Origin of the sequence: Actinoplanes sp. SE50/110 (genome assembly GCF_900119315.1) — a bacterium.
In the GTDB taxonomy this organism is placed as follows: Bacteria; Actinomycetota; Actinomycetes; order Mycobacteriales; family Micromonosporaceae; genus Actinoplanes.
Genome location: NZ_LT827010.1, coordinates 3,938,679 through 3,956,035, shown reverse-complemented (window position 1 = coordinate 3,956,035; position 17,357 = coordinate 3,938,679). Strand labels below are relative to the sequence as shown.

General features: G+C 72.3%; 16 protein-coding genes and 2 pseudogenes. 13 read left to right on the top strand and 5 right to left on the bottom strand.

Going from position 1 to position 17,357, the window contains the following annotated elements:
• Nucleotides 1-2: 2 nt before the first annotated feature.
• The 7 genes from ACSP50_RS17435 (at nt 3) to ACSP50_RS17405 (ending at nt 6,388) form a co-directional block, all read left to right on the top strand.
• Complete coding sequence (locus ACSP50_RS17435) at nt 3-1,211, top strand: acyl-CoA dehydrogenase family protein (protein WP_014690557.1); 1,209 nt, start codon at nt 3-5, stop codon at nt 1,209-1,211.
• A gap of 10 nt (nt 1,212-1,221) precedes the next feature.
• A complete protein-coding gene (gene tsrT / locus ACSP50_RS17430) occupies nt 1,222-2,943 on the top strand; it encodes a tryptophan 2-C-methyltransferase (protein ID WP_014690556.1) in 1,722 nt (573 codons plus the stop codon).
• A gap of 20 nt (nt 2,944-2,963) precedes the next feature.
• Nucleotides 2,964-3,356: a cupin domain-containing protein gene (locus ACSP50_RS17425; RefSeq protein ID WP_197688152.1), complete on the top strand. Its 393-nt coding sequence runs from the start codon at nt 2,964-2,966 to the stop codon at nt 3,354-3,356.
• On the top strand, nt 3,353-3,676 hold the full coding sequence (locus tag ACSP50_RS17420; protein ID WP_014690554.1) for a hypothetical protein: 324 nt from the start codon (nt 3,353-3,355) through the stop codon (nt 3,674-3,676). The genes ACSP50_RS17425 and ACSP50_RS17420 overlap by 4 nt, the downstream gene beginning before the upstream one ends.
• Nucleotides 3,677-5,053: an FAD-binding oxidoreductase gene (locus ACSP50_RS17415; protein WP_014690553.1), complete on the top strand. Its 1,377-nt coding sequence runs from the start codon at nt 3,677-3,679 to the stop codon at nt 5,051-5,053.
• Between the two features lie 242 nt (nt 5,054-5,295).
• Entirely contained in the window at nt 5,296-5,691 is a 396-nt protein-coding gene (locus ACSP50_RS17410; RefSeq protein ID WP_014690552.1) for a hypothetical protein, read from the top strand.
• A 232-nt stretch (nt 5,692-5,923) separates the two neighbouring features.
• Entirely contained in the window at nt 5,924-6,388 is a 465-nt protein-coding gene (locus ACSP50_RS17405) for a DUF4262 domain-containing protein (RefSeq protein ID WP_014690551.1), read from the top strand.
• A gap of 22 nt (nt 6,389-6,410) precedes the next feature.
• On the opposite strand, the gene ACSP50_RS17400 is transcribed toward ACSP50_RS17405, so the two are convergent.
• Complete coding sequence (locus ACSP50_RS17400; RefSeq protein ID WP_014690550.1) at nt 6,411-7,373, bottom strand: NAD(P)/FAD-dependent oxidoreductase; 963 nt, start codon at nt 7,371-7,373, stop codon at nt 6,411-6,413.
• 321 nt (nt 7,374-7,694) lie between these two features.
• Nucleotides 7,695-8,039, bottom strand: coding sequence for an STAS domain-containing protein (locus ACSP50_RS17395; RefSeq protein WP_014690549.1), 345 nt, complete (start codon nt 8,037-8,039; stop codon nt 7,695-7,697).
• 131 nt (nt 8,040-8,170) lie between these two features.
• Here ACSP50_RS17395 and ACSP50_RS17390 point away from each other — a divergent pair.
• Nucleotides 8,171-9,307 (top strand): annotated as a pseudogene (locus ACSP50_RS17390) (GGDEF domain-containing protein); the annotation flags it as partial.
• The gene (locus tag ACSP50_RS45055) at nt 9,264-9,584 is read left to right on the top strand and encodes a GGDEF domain-containing protein (protein ID WP_369793956.1); all 321 of its coding nucleotides are present in this window, start codon (nt 9,264-9,266) and stop codon (nt 9,582-9,584) included. The pseudogene ACSP50_RS17390 and the gene ACSP50_RS45055, both read left to right, overlap by 44 nt.
• A 12-nt stretch (nt 9,585-9,596) precedes the next feature.
• Here ACSP50_RS45055 and ACSP50_RS17385 read toward each other — a convergent pair whose 3' ends face one another.
• Nucleotides 9,597-10,232, bottom strand: coding sequence for a response regulator transcription factor (locus ACSP50_RS17385; RefSeq protein WP_043514464.1), 636 nt, complete (start codon nt 10,230-10,232; stop codon nt 9,597-9,599).
• Complete coding sequence (locus tag ACSP50_RS17380; RefSeq protein ID WP_014690546.1) at nt 10,229-11,473, bottom strand: sensor histidine kinase; 1,245 nt, start codon at nt 11,471-11,473, stop codon at nt 10,229-10,231. Before ACSP50_RS17380 ends, ACSP50_RS17385 begins: the two co-directional genes overlap by 4 nt.
• A gap of 84 nt (nt 11,474-11,557) precedes the next feature.
• Here ACSP50_RS17380 and ACSP50_RS17375 point away from each other — a divergent pair, with 84 nt between their 5' ends.
• The 4 genes and pseudogenes from ACSP50_RS17375 to ACSP50_RS17360 all read left to right on the top strand — a co-directional run bounded on the left by ACSP50_RS17375 (nt 11,558) and on the right by ACSP50_RS17360 (nt 16,628).
• Entirely contained in the window at nt 11,558-12,292 is a 735-nt protein-coding gene (locus ACSP50_RS17375; protein ID WP_014690545.1) for an ABC transporter ATP-binding protein, read from the top strand.
• A 2-nt stretch (nt 12,293-12,294) separates the two neighbouring features.
• Nucleotides 12,295-14,661, top strand: coding sequence for an ABC transporter permease (locus tag ACSP50_RS17370; RefSeq protein ID WP_014690544.1), 2,367 nt, complete (start codon nt 12,295-12,297; stop codon nt 14,659-14,661).
• Between the two features lie 44 nt (nt 14,662-14,705).
• Nucleotides 14,706-15,554 (top strand): annotated as a pseudogene (locus ACSP50_RS17365) (ADP-ribosylglycohydrolase family protein); the annotation flags it as partial.
• 480 nt (nt 15,555-16,034) lie between these two features.
• The gene (locus ACSP50_RS17360) at nt 16,035-16,628 is read left to right on the top strand and encodes a dihydrofolate reductase family protein (RefSeq protein WP_014690542.1); all 594 of its coding nucleotides are present in this window, start codon (nt 16,035-16,037) and stop codon (nt 16,626-16,628) included.
• On the opposite strand, the gene ACSP50_RS17355 is transcribed toward ACSP50_RS17360, so the two are convergent.
• A complete protein-coding gene (locus ACSP50_RS17355) occupies nt 16,610-17,299 on the bottom strand; it encodes a hypothetical protein (RefSeq protein ID WP_052311605.1) in 690 nt (229 codons plus the stop codon). The two genes, ACSP50_RS17360 and ACSP50_RS17355, sit on opposite strands and share 19 nt — an antisense overlap.
• Nucleotides 17,300-17,357: the final 58 nt, after the last annotated feature.

The window sequence follows — 17,357 nt, the reverse complement described above, 5'->3', positions numbered from 1 at the left end:
CCATGACCACGACGCAGGTGCCGGTCATCTCACCACCCCGGACGGCAGCCGAAATCCTCGACCGCGCGAAAGCCCTGGCCCCCGTACTGCGCGAGCGGGCGGCCGAGATCGAAAAGGCCCGCACACTGCCCGCCGACGTCGTCGAGCTGCTGCGCGGCACCGGCGTCTTCCGGATGTGTTTCGGCCCGGAGCGCGAAGGCCCCGGGCTCACCTCCATGGAGCAGATTCAGATCATCGAGGCCCTGGCGTACGGTGACGCCTCGGCCGCCTGGTGTGCGGTGATCGGGGCGAACAGCGGCATCTACAGCCGCTTCCTGGACCCGGGCGTGGCGCGCGGGATGTTCTCCAGCATCGACATGGTCGTGGCCGGCCTGCTCCAGCCGTCCGGCCGGGCCGAACGGGTACCGGGCGGGTACCGGCTGTCCGGCCGGTGGTCGTTCGGCAGCGGGGTGAACCACAGCGACTGGGTGATGTCGGGCGCCTTCGTCTTCCAGGACGGCGAACCGTACGCCAGCCCCGACGGCAGCAACCCGCACGAGTCACGGCAGTTCCTGGTCCCCCGATCCGACGTCCAGGTCCTGGACAACTGGGACACCACCGGACTGTGCGGCAGCGGCAGCAGCGACTACACCATGACCGACGTCTACGTCCCCGAGGAGCACACCCTCACCTTCGACACCGTCAAGGGCACCCCCGGCCCCCTCGCCCAGCCCGACTCGTTCACCCGGACCATGTGCGGGGTTCCCCTCGGGGTGGCCCGCGCCGCGCTGGACCACGCCCGCGAGATCTCACTGCGACGGACCGACCGGATGACCGGGACCGCCTGGGCCGACAGCTTCCGCGTCCAGGTCACCCTGGCCGAGTGCGAGGCCGAGTACAACGCCGCCCGCGCCGGCGTCTACACGGCCATGACCCGGCAATGGGAGGTCCTGTCGGCCGGCGGCACCCTCGACGACCTGACCCGGTGGGAACGAGCCGCCTGCCCCACCTCGTGGGTGCACGCGTTCCGCACCTCCCGGCGCATCGTCGATCGCCTGTACGACCTGCTCCAGGCCTGGTCGATCAACCGCAGCTCACCGATGGACCGGTGGCTGCGCGACACCACCACCATGTGCCAGCACCTGATCGCACAGGATCGCATCCTCCAGTCCGCCGGGGCGTACCTGCTCGACTCGAGGCCCGAGTTCGGCATCTGCCTCGGCATCGTCTGAGGAGGCGACGATGAGCAGCGGTCTGATCACACTGGTGAACCCCAACAAGGTGTTCCCCCCGATTGCCCCGTACGGGCTGGACGTGCTGACCACCGCCCTGGAGCAGGCGGGGTTCGACGTCGACGTACTCGACCTGACGTTCCGCCGGGACGAGTGGAAGTCGTTCCTGGCGGAATACTTCGCGGAACGCACCCCACTGCTGGTCGGGGTGTCGGTGCGGAACACCGACACGGTGTACGCCCTCGAGCAGCGCCCGTTCGTCGGTGAGCACAAGGAGATCATCACCGAGGTGATGCGGCTGTCCGACGCGCCCCTGGTCTGCGGCGGCATCGGCTTCTCGACGATGCCGTTCGCCCTCGTGGAGTACTTCGGCGTCGACTTCGGGGTCAAGGGCCCCGGCGAGCAGATCCTGGTCGACCTGGCCGACGCCGTCGCCACCGGCCGCGATCCCGCCACCGTGCCCGGCCTGATCCGCAACACGCCCGAGGGCGTCACCCGGGTGCCGCCGCCGGTGCTACGCCTGCCGCACGGCCTGTCGGCACCGGTGTCACCGACGGCCGACGGCGAGGACCGGGTGTGGCAGGTCGAGCGGTCCGGTTCCTACCGGCGCCGGTCGGGCCAGCCGTACAAGGTGGACAATCTGCAGCACTACCACGGGGGCGGCCTGGGCAGCATCCTGACCAAGAACGGCTGCACCTATCGGTGTGCGCACTGCGTCGAGCCGAATGCGAAGGGCAATCGGTTCGGCCGGCGGGACGTCGCCGCCGTCGTCGACGAGATGCAGTCGCTCACCGAGCAGGGCGTGCTCGACCTGCACACCACCGACAGCGAGTTCAACCTGTCGATCGCCCATGCCAAGAGCGTGCTGCGCGAGATCGTGCGGCGCAAGCGGGCCGACTCGGGCAACCCGCTCAACGACCTGCGGTTGTGGGTCTACTGCCAGCCCTCACCCTTCGACGAGGAGTTCGCCGGGCTGCTCGCCGAGGCCGGTTGCCAGGGCGTGAACGTCGGCTCCGACCACATCCGCGCCGACCTGCTGCAGGGCTGGAAGGTCACCGGCGGCGGCAGCACGTACTACACGTTCGCCGATACCGAACGGCTGGTCCGCCTGTGCCACGAGAACGGCCTGAAGACCATGGTCGAGGCGCTGTTCGGGATGCCCGGCGAGACGATGGAGACGATGCGCGAGTGCGTCGATGCCTTCATGGCCCTGGACGCCACCGTCACCGGCTTCTCACTCGGGCTGCGGCTGTTCCCGTACATTCCGCTCGGGGTCGATCTCGCTCAGCAGTGCGACGGGGTACGCACCGCGCCCGGGCTGCAGTCCAACACGGCGACCGAACCGATCGTGCTCAAACCGCTGGCCGCCTGTTCCGGGCCGGCCGAGTACGAACGCCAGTTCATGTTCGATGAACACGGCGACTTCCGGCTGGTCTGCTATCTCTCGCCGGGCCTGGCCGAGGACGTCACCAACCCGTCCGTGCAGTGGGAACGGACTGTCGAACGGCTCTGGGATCTCGTCGACCCCGCCGAGCACCACCGGGTCATGCTGCCGACACTCGGCGGCACCAGCGAGATCGACAACAACTACGCCGACAACCCGTTCCTGACCAGCCTCAGTCAGCTGGGGTACACCGGAGCGTTCTGGTCGCACTGGCGCGACCGGGAGGCGATCATGCGCGAGGCCCGCGAGGCCGGAATCCTCCCGACACCCGAGGCCGGGCGACGATGACCAGCGAACGGAGCAGAACTGTGACCGGAGCGGAAAGCGGCGGCGTGCAGGTTCGCCGCCAGGAACCCGACGACCTCGCCCGCGCGCACGGGCTGGACCTCAAGCTGTTGCAGCCGTGGCCCGGCGTGGACACGCCGTTCGAGGGTGCCTGGTGCGTGCTGCGCCCGGGCGACGTGACCGACACCCACTCCCATCCCGAACGGGAGATCTTCATCGGGATGGCCGGTCGCGGCGTCCTGGTCACCGCGTCCGGTGAACGGCACAGCATCGTGGCCGGTGACCTGCTGACGATGCGGCCCGGGCTGGAACACCATGTGGAGAACGACAGTGACCAGGACTTCTCCTACTACGCGATCTGGTGGGACGGCGCAACGGCGGCCGCCTTCCTCGACCGTGCCGCCCAGCCGTCATGATCGACTACGACGGGCGGCGGTTCCGTAAGCCGGGCGACGCCGACGGCACCGTCGCCACCTATCACCAACAGGGCGACGTGGTCTGGGCCGACTTCTCCGGCGGTGAGGTGCGCCGCGGCTCGATCACCGGCATCCGGCAGAGCGACGGAACGCTGCACCTGGGCTACACCATGGTGCTGAACAGCGGCGAGGTGATCTGCGGACGCGCGCTGAACACGCCGATCGCCACCGGCGACGGCCCGCTGCGGCTGCGCGAGAACTGGGAACGGTACGGCCCCCACGCCGCCACCGGCGTCTCGTACCTCGAAGAGGTGGGGTGAGTGCCCACCGTCAGCGCCGCCGCTTGGCGCGCCCTGGAAACCGGCGTCCGCGGTCGGGTCCTGCGTCCGGATCAGTCCGGGTTCCGGGAGTCCAGCACGCCGTTCAACACCCGGCATGCGGCCACCGTGCCGGCCGCGGTGGTCCGCGCGGCCGACGTCGCCGATCTTCGGCTGGTGCTGGCCTGGGCCCGCGACACCGCCCTGCCGGTCGTCGCCCGCGGCGGCGGCCACAGCTACGGCGGTTACTCGACCGGTAGCGGGCTCGTCATCGACCTCAGCGCGCTGGACGAGGTGACGGTGGACGCCTCCACCGGCCGCGTGACGATCCAGGGCGGCGTACGTACCGCCGGAGTGTACGCCGCTCTCGAACCGCACGGCATCGCCTTCCCGCTCGGCAACGGCGCATCGGTGGGCGTCACCGGGCTCGCGCTCGGCGGCGGCACAGCCGCGACCTCGCGCGCGTTCGGGCTCACCGCCGACACGATGGTGAGCACCACCCTGCTGACCGCCGACGGTCGGCTGCTGACCTGCGACGCCACCCAGAATGCCGACCTGTACTGGGCCTGCCGCGGGGGTGGCGGCGGGAACTTCGGCATCAACGTGTCGACCACCTTCCAGGCCGCCCAGGTCTCCGACGTCTCCACCTTCCTGCTGCTGTGGGAACGCGCCGCGGCTGAGAAGGTGCTGGAGGTCATGCAGGAGGTGCAGCGGCGTGCGCCGCGGGAGTTCTCGGCCCGGCTGGGTGTCGCCGCGACCGCCGGATCCGACCCGGTGGTGTCCGCGATCGGGTTGCACCTCGGCCCGGCGGGCGAGCTTCGCGAACTGCTCGACCCGGTCCTGGCGGTGGCCCGCCCGGTCCGGGCGGACATCGCCGACCGGACGTTCTGGCAGGCGCAGAGCTACCTGCTGCACGACACGTCGGCCGAGGCGTTCGCGGTGAAGACGTCCTTCGTCCGGGACCCGCTGCCCGCCGACGCGATCGAGGTGCTGCTTTCCGCCGTGGACCGCTGGCCGACCAGCACCAACCCGGACGGCGGCGGCGTCGCACTGTTCGCCTACGGCGGCGCCGTCAACGACGTCGCGCCGGTCGATACCGCGTACGTGCACCGCGAGGGTCTGTTCCTGCTCAGCATGGACACGTCCTGGACCGACGGGGACGATCCGGCCACGGTCGGCGCCGGCCTGCGGTGGCTCGCCGGCCTGCGCGAGGCGATGACACCGTACGTCACCGGCGGCGCCTACCAGAATTTCATCGACCCGGACCTGCCGGACTGGCGCACCGCGTACTACGGGGTCAACTACCCCCGGCTCGTGGAGATCAAGAATCAGGTCGACCCGGACCGGGTGTTCAGCTTCCCGCAGGCCATCGGCACTTGACGGGGGTTGACACCTCACCCGCCGGGAGGCGCTCGGGCAAGTCAGTGGGGTTGAACCAGGTCCAAGCGGGACGGCGCCCCCAGCTGAAGTCAGGAAGTGGATCTTCTCCCGTATTGGTGCCACAGTCGCCGGCCGGCCTGAGAGAACCCGACTGGATCAAGGAGTGTGTTCACCGCAGCACCTGCGGGACAACCACCGCGTGTGCCAGCACCCTCGTTCTCTGGTTCTCGGAAGGAACTCGCATGCGCACCCGGATTTCGATTCTCGCCGTCGCTGGAGCCACCATGGTGAGCCTGGTCGGATTCGCTGGTGCGGCAAGCGCCGCACCGGCTGCCGCGACCACCGCGAAACCGGCGAAGGCCTGCTCCACGGCCACCGCCGCGGCTCTGCAGGCGGCCGCGAAGATGCCGGCCGGCTGGAAGATCAAGAAGAGCAGCATCAACTGCTGGAACAACACCCTTGCCAAGGCCGAGTTCACCGCGCCCACCGTCGAGCAGCAGGGCGACGGCATGACGGTCTTCAAGTACCGGACCGGCACCAAGAAGTGGGTCAAGATCACCGAGGGCAGCAGCATCGACTGCGCCGACCTCGGTATCAAGAAGCACGCCGCCCACCCTTCCTGGTGCATCCCCGCCTGAACGACGGGCCCGGCCGGGCTGAACCCGCCTGAGGTGGCTCCTGATCAGACCCTCACCCACTGGGCCGCGCCCGGGCGATGCGGCACTTCACCGTCATCGTCCGGGCCGGTCCTGGTCTGCGGCGGGCTGGTCGATCCGACGGCCGGGTGTAGGCCCGGCGTTGCCGGGTATGGGTGTCTGTCCGGAAGGGCACACAGTCGGCTGCCCGGACAGAACGGGCGGAAGGCGAACCATGGCGGCTGAACTACGGGCAGACGAAATCGCCGAGATCGGCAAGGCGATCGCGCGTTCAGGTCTGTACCTTCAGTTCGTCCCCCAGCCGACAGCGCTGGAGACGTGCTGGTACACGGTCGGCTTGACCCGGTACGGGCATCCTGAGCTGATTCTGTTCGGGTTGCCGCCGGACATCTCCCGGCCCGCCCTACAGGCCGTTGCCGAGGAGATCATCGCCGGCCGGCGCGTGCTCACGGCAGGTCAGCGTGCCGGCGACATTCTCGAGGGCCACCAGGTCGAGCTCGTCGCGGTGACCGAGCCGGATCGCCACCTGCCCGTTGCCGCGCAGTTCTACGAGGCCACGGGTGCCGTCGTGGAGGCGCTGCAGATCGTCTGGCCGGATCGCCACCACCGCTGGCCGTGGCAACCCGGCACCCGCGTGGACGACATGCCGGTACTCGGCCGGCCGACCTCAGCAGGTTGACCAGGTGTCGCGGTCTGCCGCGTCAGGACAGGTGGTCGGGTTCACGCCGCGCGGCGTGGACCGCGCGTGCGGTGTCTTCTTCCACGAGGTCGGTGTTGATGTGCGCGGCGGCCGTCGCTCCCGCGGCCGCCGCGGTCCCCACCTGGGCAGCCGTGTCCGAGACGTTGCCCGCCAGCCACACGCCGGCGACCGCGCTGTGGCCGGTGGCATCCACCCGGAAGCACTCGCCGGTGCCGGACTCCTCCTCGCACGGCACCAGGCCCAACGGCCGCAGGAACCGCGCCGCCACGACCAGGCGGGGTGACACCACCAGGACGGCCCGGTCGACGACGGTGCCGTCACTCATCCGCACCCCGGCGAGCCGGTCGTCGGCCACCTCCAACGCCGACACCTTCCCCGCCTGGACCCGGACCCCGCGGGCGTTGAGCCGCTCCGCGTCCTGCGCGGTGGGTGTCGGACCGGTGTGGGTGAACAGCACGACGTCGTCGCTCCACTGCCGAAACAGCAGCGCCTCCTCGACCGCCGAGACCTCCTCGGTCGCCAGCACCCCGACGGGCATCCCGCTGATCTCCCAGCCGTGGCAGTACGGGCAGTGGATGACGTCGCGTCCCCACCGCTCCCGCAGGCCCGCGACCTCCGGCAGCTCATCCACGAGTCCCGTGGCGACGAGGACCCGACGCGCCGCAGCCCGGCGGCCGTCGGTGAGCCGGACGTCGAACCCTCCGGCGGCCGCGGTGACCGCGTCGACCTCGCCGCGGACGACCTCGCCACCGTACGCCCGGACCTCCTTGCGGCCGCGGTCGAGCAACTCGGCCGGCGCGATGCCGTCCAACCCCAACAGGCCATGCACACGGTGGGCGGCCGCGTTGCGTGGCGCCCCGGCATCGACGACCACGACCGACCGTCGTGCCCGGGCCAACGTCAGGGCACCGCTGAGCCCGGCAGCGCCGCCGCCGATCACGATGACGTCGTAGTCACTGCGCATGCGATCCCCTTGTCCGACTGTCTGCCACTCGCCACCCGGACGGTGAACGCGTGCTGTCCGCCAGGGATCCGGTGCGGAGCCGCACTTGCCGTTCCCGGTCCAGGGATGGCGGCATACCCTGCGCCTTTGGCGGGAAACGCCCGAAGTCCAGTCCGGGCGGCAACCGGTTCCCCTCAGCTCGGGAAACCGGCGGTCATGATCGTCGCGTTCCGGCGCAAGGCCTGCGCGGCTCCTGCCTGCCGGTGCGCCGAGCGGGCGTCATCGTAGGAAGCGGGCGCGGCTCGCTGCCGAGGCGGGGTGCTCGGCCTGCCGGCTGACCGGTCAGCCGGCGGCCGGGTCGGTGGCGAACAGGAAGGACAGGCCGCTGATGTCCAGGACGCGGCGGACGACGCCGCGGGCGTTGGCCAGCCGGAACCGGGTCGCGTCGTGCCGGACGGCCTCGAATCCGGCCAGCAGGGCGCCGATCGCCTCCGAGTCGAGCATCGTCACCCGGTCCAGGTCGACCAGGATCCGGGTGCCGTCCCCGGCGGCGGCGGTCAGCTCGTCGATGAGGGCGGGACGGGCGGCCAGGTCGAATTCGCCGTCGAGCCGCACCCGTACGGTGGTCACGCCGTCCGCGGCGCGGTAGGGGCGGCCGCGGACGATGGTGTAGTAGTCGTCCGTCACGATAGTTGTCTACCAGCAAATAATTGCGGCGGCATCTCGGGGTACCGCAACTGCGCAACCGTCCTGCACCCGGACGTGTCCCGGCGGGGCACCGCGGCCGTGGTGACCTGGGTGCCGTGGCCAGTCGTCTGATGCGGTTGCACGTGGTGATCGCGGTCGTCGCCGTCGGCGGGTTCCTCGCCGTGCCGGACGGCAGCACCCTGCAGCTGGTGTGGCAGGTGACGGCCGGCTGGCTGGCCGCGGTGATGATGGTCATCGGGATCCGGCGGCGCCGCGTCACCCCGGCGGCCCCGTGGTGGCTGTTCGCCATCGGGGTGGCCGGCAACGCCAGCGGCATCCTGGTCGAGTACATCCTCACCCACACCCAGGTCGACCCGGGCTTCCCGTCCTGGGCGGACGCCGCCTACCTGTCGCTGTACCCGGCCGCGGCCGCCGGTCTGCTGCTGATGATCCGCCGGCGCAATGTGCAGCGCGACTGGGCCACCGCCGTCGACGCCACCACGCTGACCACCGGCATCGGCCTGCTCGCCTGGATCTTCATGATCAAGCCGGCGGCCGAGGACCCGACGATCGGACTGCTGGGGCACATCGTCAGCGTGGCGTATCCGCTGGGTGACATCGTGCTGCTGGCCATGACCGTACGACTGCTGCTCAGCGGTAGCGGTCAGAACGTGTCCTTCCGCCTGGTGTCGGCCGCCCTGATCTGCTTCCTGGCCGGCGACGGCACCTGGGCGGTGATCAACCAGCTGGCGTGGGAGCCGGGTCCGGTCCCGCACCGCCTGCTGGCCGACGTGTTCCTCGTCGGATTCCTGCTGTTCGGCGCCGCCGCGGTGCACACCGACGCCCGCTCGCTGAGCCGCCGCGTCGCCCCGCGGCCGGCCCGGATCAGCCGGTCGTTGCTGGCCACGCTGACCGCGACCTCGCTGATCGCGCCCGTGCTGCTGATCGTTCAGACGCTGCGCCACCAGGTCAGCGACGCGCTGTCGATCGCGGTCGGCTGCATCGCGCTGTTCCTGCTGGTCGTCACCCGGATGACCCAGCTGCTGCGGCAGCTCGACGCGCAGACCGAGAAGGCCCGCGAACTCGCCGTCACCGACGAGCTGACCGGGCTGCCCAACCGGCGTGCCTGGAACACCGAACTGCCCCGCGGCATCGAACGGACCCGGCGGGCCGGCACCCCGCTCACCGTCGCCGTGGTCGACGTCGACCACTTCAAGCGCTTCAATGACGCGTACGGTCATCCGGCCGGTGACCGCCTGCTCAAGGAAGCCGCCGCCGCGTGGCAGGAGCAGCTGCGCACCGTCGACCACCTGGCCCGCTACGGGCGGCGAGGAGTTCGTGGTGATGCTGCCCGACGCCACCGCCGGGCAGGCGCACGCCATCCTGGACCGGATGCGCGCCGCCACTCCCCTGGGTCAGACCTTCTCGGCCGGCCTGGCCGAGTGGGACGGCACCGAGACCTCGGACGAGCTGACCGCCCGCGCGGACGCCGCGCTCTACGAGGCGAAGCACGCCGGCCGCAACCGGATCGCCGTCGCCGCCTGAGCGCGCCTCGCCTCAGCCCCGCAGGTAGGCCAGGACGGCCAGCACCCGGCGGTGTCCCTCGGTGGCGACCGGCAGGTCGAGTTTGGTGAAGATGCTGCCGATGTGCTTGTTCACCGCGGCGTCGGTGATGGTCAACGTCGCCCCGATGAAGGTGTTCGCGTGGCCCTGCGCCATCAGGGCCAGGACCTCCTGCTCGCGGGGGCTGAGCCGGTCGAGCGGGTCCTGCCGGCGCCGGATGAGCTGGCGGACCACGTCCGGGTCGACGACGGTCCTGCCGGCCGCCACCTGCTCCACCGCGGTCATGAAGTCGGCGACCGCGCCGATCCGGTCCTTGAGCAGGTATCCCACCCCGGCGCCGTCGCCGGAGTCGAGCAGTTTGGCGGCGTACGACTGCTCCACGTATTGACTGAGCACCAGCACCGGCAGGCCCGGACACTCCCCGCGGAGCGCCACCGCGGCGCGCAGGCCGTCGTCGGCGTGCCGCGGCGGCATCCGCACGTCGGTGATCAGCAGGTCGGGCCGGTCCGCCCGCACCGCGTCCACCAGCGCACCGGCGTCGGCGACCGCCGCGACGGTCTCGTGACCGAACCGGCCCAGGATGCCGATCAGGCCCTCGCGGAGCAGAGGCGAGTCTTCGGCGACGACTATCCGAAGGGGCACGGGATCTCCACGTGGATCAGGGTCGGCCCGCCGGGCGGGCTGGAGATCCGCATCCGGCCGTCCAGGACGCCCAGCCGGTCGGCGAGACCGGTCATGCCGGTGCCGGCGGCCGGATCGACGCCGCCGGCGCCGTTGTCGGTGATCTGCAGGGTGAGCACGTCGGCATGGTGGCGCCCGGTGATCCGCGCGGTGGTCGCGCCGCTGTGCCGGGCGATGTTGGTCATCGCCTCGGTGACCACGTAGTAGGCGGCCAGCTCGACGGCGTGCGGCAGCCGGGCGGGCAGCCGCACGTCGACGTCCACCGGGATGGTGAACCGGCTGGTGTTCTCCTCGATTGCGGCGACCAGGCCGTTGTCGGTGAGCACCTGCGGGTTGAGGCCGCGCACCAGGTCGCGCAGCTCGGCGAGAGCGGTGGTCAGCTGCTCCTGCGCCTCGCCGATCCGGCGGTGCAGCGCGGAGTCCGGCTCGGTGTCCAGCCGCAGCAGCCCGAGCTGCATGCTGAGCGACACGAGCCGCTGCTGGGCGCCGTCGTGCAGGTCGCGTTCGATGCGGACCCGTTCGGCCTCGAAGGCGCCGAGCAGCCGGGCCCGGGACCGGCGCACCTCGGTCAGCTGCTCCCCCAGTTCCCGGTCGCGGGGCGACAGGATGGTGCGGGTGAGCGCGGCGCGCGCGCCGGCCCACGACGTGACGGTGTAGGGCCACGCCGACAGCAGCAGCACACCGGCGATCGCCCACGGCCACACCGCCGGGTCCTCGACCGCGGCCTCGACGCAGATCCACGGCACGGCGAAGGCGAACGCCAGCACCACCAGGTCCAGCCAGCACAGCGCGGTGGCCGACAGGAGGGTGAAGGCCAGCTCGCGCCACGTCGCCGGCTCGGCCAGCCGGGTGCGCAGCCAGGCCCGCGGGCCCGGTGCGGCCGGCGTCTGGTGCGGGTCGCCGGTGCGGTCCGCGTCGACCAGCCGCAACCGCCGGCGTTCCAGGCGGGCCACCGGGAGGCCGGACAGGGCGGCCGCGAGCAGGAACACCGGTCCGATCAGGACGATCAGGCCGGCCACGCCGGCCGCGATCAGGGCGGCCAGGATTGCGCAGGTCAGCGCGCCGGTCAGGACACCCGAGACCAGGTAGGCGAGGGCGCGCCACGGCCAGGCGGAACGCAGGAAACCGAGCGGGCTCTGGGCCATCGCCTGCCACGCTGTCCGGTTTCGCACCCCACGACCGTAGGGCATCGCGGCGGCGCCGCGCAGTAGAGCGGACTCTACCTTCGGGACTACAGCAGCGGTCAATGTGCCGGCCCCGGCCGGCGGGATCTGATGACCGCCATGACGACCTCCCTGACCAGCGTCCGCAAGGTGTACGGACACGGCGACCGGGCCGTGACCGCCCTCGACGACGTCTCCCTGCACTTCCCCCGGGGCAGCTTCACCGCCGTGATGGGTCCCTCCGGCTCCGGCAAGTCCACCCTGCTGCACTGCGCGGCCGGGCTCGACCGGCCCACCTCCGGGCAGATCCTGATCGCGGGCCGGGACATCGGCGCGCTCGACGAGAACGACCGCACCCGGTTGCGCCGCGACCGGATCGGCTTCGTCTTCCAGGCGTTCAACCTGGTCACCTCGCTGACCGCCGCGCAGAACGTCGAGTTGCCGCTGCGGTTCGCCGGCCGGCGGCCCGGCCCCGACGCGGTGCACGCGGCGCTGGCCCGGGTCGGGCTCGCCGACCGCGCCGGGCACCGGCCGCGCCAGCTCTCCGGTGGGCAGCAGCAGCGGGTCGCCCTGGCCCGCGCGCTGATCACCGGCCCGGAGGTGCTGTTCGCCGACGAACCGACCGGCGCCCTGGACACGGTCACCTCCGGCGAGGTGCTGGCGCTGCTGCGGCAACTGGTCGACGACGAGCGGCAGACCACGATCATGGTGACCCACGATCCGGTGGCCGCCGCGTACGCCGATGTCGTGGTGTTCCTCAAAGACGGCCGGATCGCGGACCGCATGACGCCGCGCCGGGACGCTCCCGAGCTGATCGCGGCCCGCATGACCCGGCTGGAGGGCTGACCGTGCTCGCCCTCGCCAACCTCCGCGAACACCGGCGCTCGTTCGTCGCCGCCCTCCTCGCCGTGGCCCTCGGGGTCGGTCTGATCGGCGTCACGCTGCTCGTCTACGACTCGGCGCGCCCGCGGGTGCCGTCCCGCTTCGCGGCGGCCCCGGTGCTGGTCGTCCCGCATCGGGCCGCCGACGAGAGCGGTCACCTCCGGGATCTGATCCCGTGGAGCGAGGCGGACGCCGCCGCGCTCGCCCACCGGCTCCGCGACGGCGCGGTGATCGACCGGTCGTTCTACGCCCAGGCGTTCCTCGACGGGCGGCCGGTGGCCGGCGACGCGGCCCGCGACGCCGGGCACGGCTGGGCGAGCACCCGGCTGGCGCCGTACCGGCTGGTGGCCGGCGCGGCGCCGCAAACCCCCGGCGAGGTGGCGGTGGACGCATCGCTGGGCGTCCGGCCCGGTGACCGCCTCCAGGTCGACCTGGCCTCCGGGCCGCGGCGGCTGACCGTGTCCGGCACCGTCGACGGGCCGGGCTTCTACTTCACCGACGAGGCTGCCGCGCGGCTCGCCCCCGGCGTCCGGGCGATCGCCCTGCTGCGGCACGACCCGGGCACGGCCCGCAGCGCGGTCGGTGCCGCCGGCACGGTCCTCACCGGGGACGCCCGGGCCGCGCTGGAGCCGCAGTTCGTGGCGCACAAGCGCTTCCTCGGCACCCAGCTGATCACGGCGATGGCCGCCCTGGGTCTGTTCGTCACGGTGTTCGTGGTCGCCGCCACCCTGGCGCTCGCCACCACCCAGCGGCGCCGGGAGATCGGGCTGCTGCGCGCGGTCGGCGCCCGGCCGGGACAGATCCGCCGGATGATCCTCGGCGAGGCGGCCGGGATCGGCCTGGCCGGCTCGATGGCCGGCGCGGCGCTCGCGGTGGCCGCCGCGCCGCTGATGAAGGCGATCCTGACCGGCCTGGACGTGACCGCCCCCGGCTTCACCATCCGGGTGTCCACCTGGCCGCTGGCCGCCGCCACCCTGATCGGCGTCGGGGTGGCCGTGGCCGGGTCCTGGGCGGCGAGCCGGCAGGCCGCGAGCGTGACACCGTTGGCGGCGTTGCTGGACGCCCCGGCCGCAAAGCGCGCGATGACGCCGGCCCGCGGCCTGGCCGGTGCCGGCGCGCTGAGCCTGGGTGCGCTGCTCGCGGTGCTGACCGCGGTCTCCGGCGCGGACGACCGGATCAACACGGCGATCGGCGCGGCCATGTGCTTGATCGTGGCGGCGGCGCTGCTGGCCCCGGTCCTGATCGGCCCGGTCGTCCGGGTCGTCACCGCGCCGCTGGTCCGCAGACGGGCGTCGGCCGGCCCGCTGCTGATCCGTGCCGAGCTGCTCGACGCCGCCGGCCGGGCGGCCTCGACCGCGGCGCCGATCATCGCGGCGGTCGGCTTCGCGGTGCTGATCAGCGGCATGGTGCAGACGATGCGGACGGCGTACCCGGCCGGCGAGACCAGGAAGCTGGCCGGTCAGGTGCTGATCGCCCCGGACGGCACACCGGGCCTCGACGACCAGGTGGTGGCGGAGCACCCGGTCGGCAAGGCGGCGCTGCCCACCCGCGTCTTCCTGGACCGCCCGGGCCGGGGGCCGACCGTGATCGACGCTCTGGGCTCCCGGGACCCGCGCTGGGACCGGCCGGGCGAGGCGGTGCTGGGGGTGAGCACCGCCCGGATGTTCGGTGTCGCCGCCGGACGCAACGTCACCGTCCGCTTCGTCGACGGCCTGAGCGAGACCGTCCGGATCTCCCAGGTCCTCCCGGACGATCCGGCCCGCGGCGCCTTCGTGCTGTCCCGGGCGCTGGTCCGCCGGCACGACCCGGCCGCACTCACCGACACCGTCTTCATCCCGCAGGCGGACGCCCCGCGGACGGTGGCCGCCGGCGCCGCACTGCACGACGCGCAGAGCTACGCCCTCGCCGACTACGACACCGACGCCCGCCTCACCGCCGGCCTCGCGACGATGCTGATCGTGGTGGCGGTCGGCTACAGCGGCCTGGCGGTGGCCAACAGCATGGCGATGGCCGCGTACGGCCGCCGCGACGACTTCGCGGTGATGCGGTCGGCCGGCGGCACGGTCCGGCAGCTGATCGGCTTCGTGGCCGGCGAGACCGCGCTGGTCGCCGCCATCGGCATCACTCTGGGCGTGCTGGTCACGCTGCCGCCGCTGGCCGGCATGGCCTCCGGCCTGTCCCAGGTCACCGGCACGGACGTCACGATCCACCTCGACGCCGGCACGGTCACCGCGGCGATCCTCGGCTCGCTCGTGACGGCCGTCGGCGCCGCCGTCGTGGTCACCTGGCGGGTTCTGCGGCCGGATCCGGGTGGCACCGCCGGTCCGCGGTGAACGATCATCACCTGGTGGCGAATCGACAGGCGGCGGTGGCGGCGATGCGGGGGCTGGCGCTCGGTGACGCGTTCGGCGAGACCTGGCTGATGGAGCCGGCCGCAACCCTGGCGGACGCGCTGCTCGCGCGGCACGTCAAGGACGGGCCGTGGCTGTGGACCGATGACACCGCCATGGCCCTGTCACTGCTGCGGGTCCTGGACCGGTACGGCCGCGTCGACCAGGACGCGCTGGCGGTGGCGTTCGCCGAGTCGTACGCCGCGGACCCGTACCGCGCCTACGGCCCCGCCATGCACGACGTGCTGCTGGCCATCGGCCGCGGGGTGCCGTGGGCCGAGGCGACCCGGCGCAAGTTCGACGGCATGGGCTCGTGGGGCAACGGCGCGGCGATGCGGGTGGCGCCGCTCGGTGCGTGGTTCGCCGACGACCTCGACACGGTGGTGGCCGAGGCGACCCGCTCGGCGGTGGTGACCCACGCCCATCCCGAGGCGGTTGCGGGAGCGGTGGCCGTCGCGGTTGCGGCGGCATGCAGCGTACGGGGGGTGCCTCCCGCCGAGCTCATCGCGGCGGTCACCGACCGGGTGCCGGACAGCGAGGTCGCCGCCCGCCTGCGCCGCGCCGCCCGGATCGCGCCGAGCGCCGACCCCCGCCACGTCGCCGGGATGCTCGGCTGCGGTCGGGAGATCTCGGCGGTCGACACGGTCCCGTTCGCCGTCTGGTGCGCCGCCACCCATCTCGACGATCTCACCGAGGCCCTGTGGGCCACCGCCCTCCCCGGCGGCGACATCGACACCACGTGCGCCATCGTGGGCGGCATCCTCGGCGGCCGCACCGGCCTGACCGGCGTTCCCCCGGCCTGGCTGGCCGCGTGCGAGGCATTACCGCCGTTCGTCGACGAGATCGGCGACGCACACCGCGCTTCGATCGGCCGGGTACACACACCCTCTCGGATGTCCGGGCTGCCCGAACTGACCGGCGTCCGGAAGGTGTGGTTCAGCGGTTGGTACGACGGACCGGTCACCGGCATCGCGGAACACGACGGCCACGAGTACTGGTTCGTCATGGTCGTCAACGACGGCGGCGGGGCCTGGGACTTCGAACCCCGCGTCTACCTGCTGCACCGCCTGCCCGAGGAGCAGTTGGCCGAAGCCTGGCAGGCACATCGGAGCTTCACGGCGGCCGGCCTGCCCGGATGCCTGCACTCGCCGCCGTGCCCGGTCAATCCCGCCGAAGCGCCGACCCGGGAGGCGCTCTGGGAGCGCTGGCCGCCGGAGCAGGAAGACCACTACGCGGACGCGCCCGCCATCGGGTGGTTCCGGGATGCGGCAGGCTGATGGTGTAGTCGTGGGTGGAGCGGACGAGGGAGTGGGCCCGTGGCGCGCGTGATCATGCAGGCGGTCGTGTCGGTGGACGGGTTCATCGCGTATCCGGACGACTCGGTGGGGCCGCTGTTCGACTGGTACGGCAACGGGGACGTGACCGTGCACGCGAACGAGCAGTGGGCGTTCCGGGTGAGCCGGGCGTCCGCCGACCATGTGCGGCCGTTCTGGGGTGACGTGAAGTGCACGGTGATCGGCCGCCACCTGTTCGACACCACCGACGGCTGGGCGGGAGTGCCGGCCGCCGGGGACCAGGTGATCGTGGTGACCCATCGGCCGCTGCCGGCGGAGTGGCTCGCCCGGTTCCCGGACGCTCCCTTTCGTACCGCCGGATCGGTCGAGGCCGGAATCGGCCTCGCGAAGGAGGTGGCGGGTGACGGCCTGGTCTGTGTGACCGCCGGGGATGTGGGCGGGCAGGCGTTCACGGCGGGCCTGGTGGACGAGGTGGCGATGGATGTGGTGCCGGTGGTCTTCGGCGCGGGGAAGCGATTCTTCGGTGCGCACACCGGCACCGTCCTGCTCGGGGATCCGGACGCCGTGGTGCGGGGCGACCGGGTCCTGCACCTGCACTACACGGTGCGGCGCTGATCCGTCGCCAGAGTGGCGGGCTCGGGGTCGACGCGGCGCTCGGTGAACAGGGCGGCGAGCACGGCGCCGGCGACGAAGCCCTCGACGATCATCAGGCCGTGCGCGTTGTCCTGCACGAACCAGGTCGCCAGCCCGACGAGCGGCGCGGCGACCGCGAGCAGGCCGTCCTTGACCCGCCGGGTGCGCAGCGCCCGGATCGCGAGCGCGCCGGCCAGGGTGGCCGCGACCAGGTAGGTCACGCCGGAGCTGCCCGCCCAGTTGCGCGGCTCGTTGCTGACCTGCGCGTCGCCGACGAACACGTCCAGCCAGTGCGGGATCAGGGCGGCGGCCAGGAACAGTCCGGCCGCGGCGAGCCGCCCCCAGTACCACTCGGCGTAGGCGGCGATACCGGCGATCGTCAGGACGTTCCACAGATCGCCGGTGAAGCCGCCGTTCTGCATGAGCACCGAGGTCAGCGGCCGCCACCAGCCGCTGCGGGACGGGTCGCTGTCCAGCGCGGCCATGGCGCCGGGCCAGGTGGCCTGCAGGATCAGGCCGCCGATGATCAGCGCGGTGAGGGCGACGGCGACCACCGGGAAGCGCCGCCGCGGGGCGAGTCGCTGGGCGGCCTTGAACGCCAGGATCAGCACGGCCGCCGTGACCATGTTGTAGAGCACCACGTCCATCGTCATCCCCCTGGTTTTGAACGGTGTTTGAATCGACCGTAGCAGTTTCAAACACCGTTTGAAA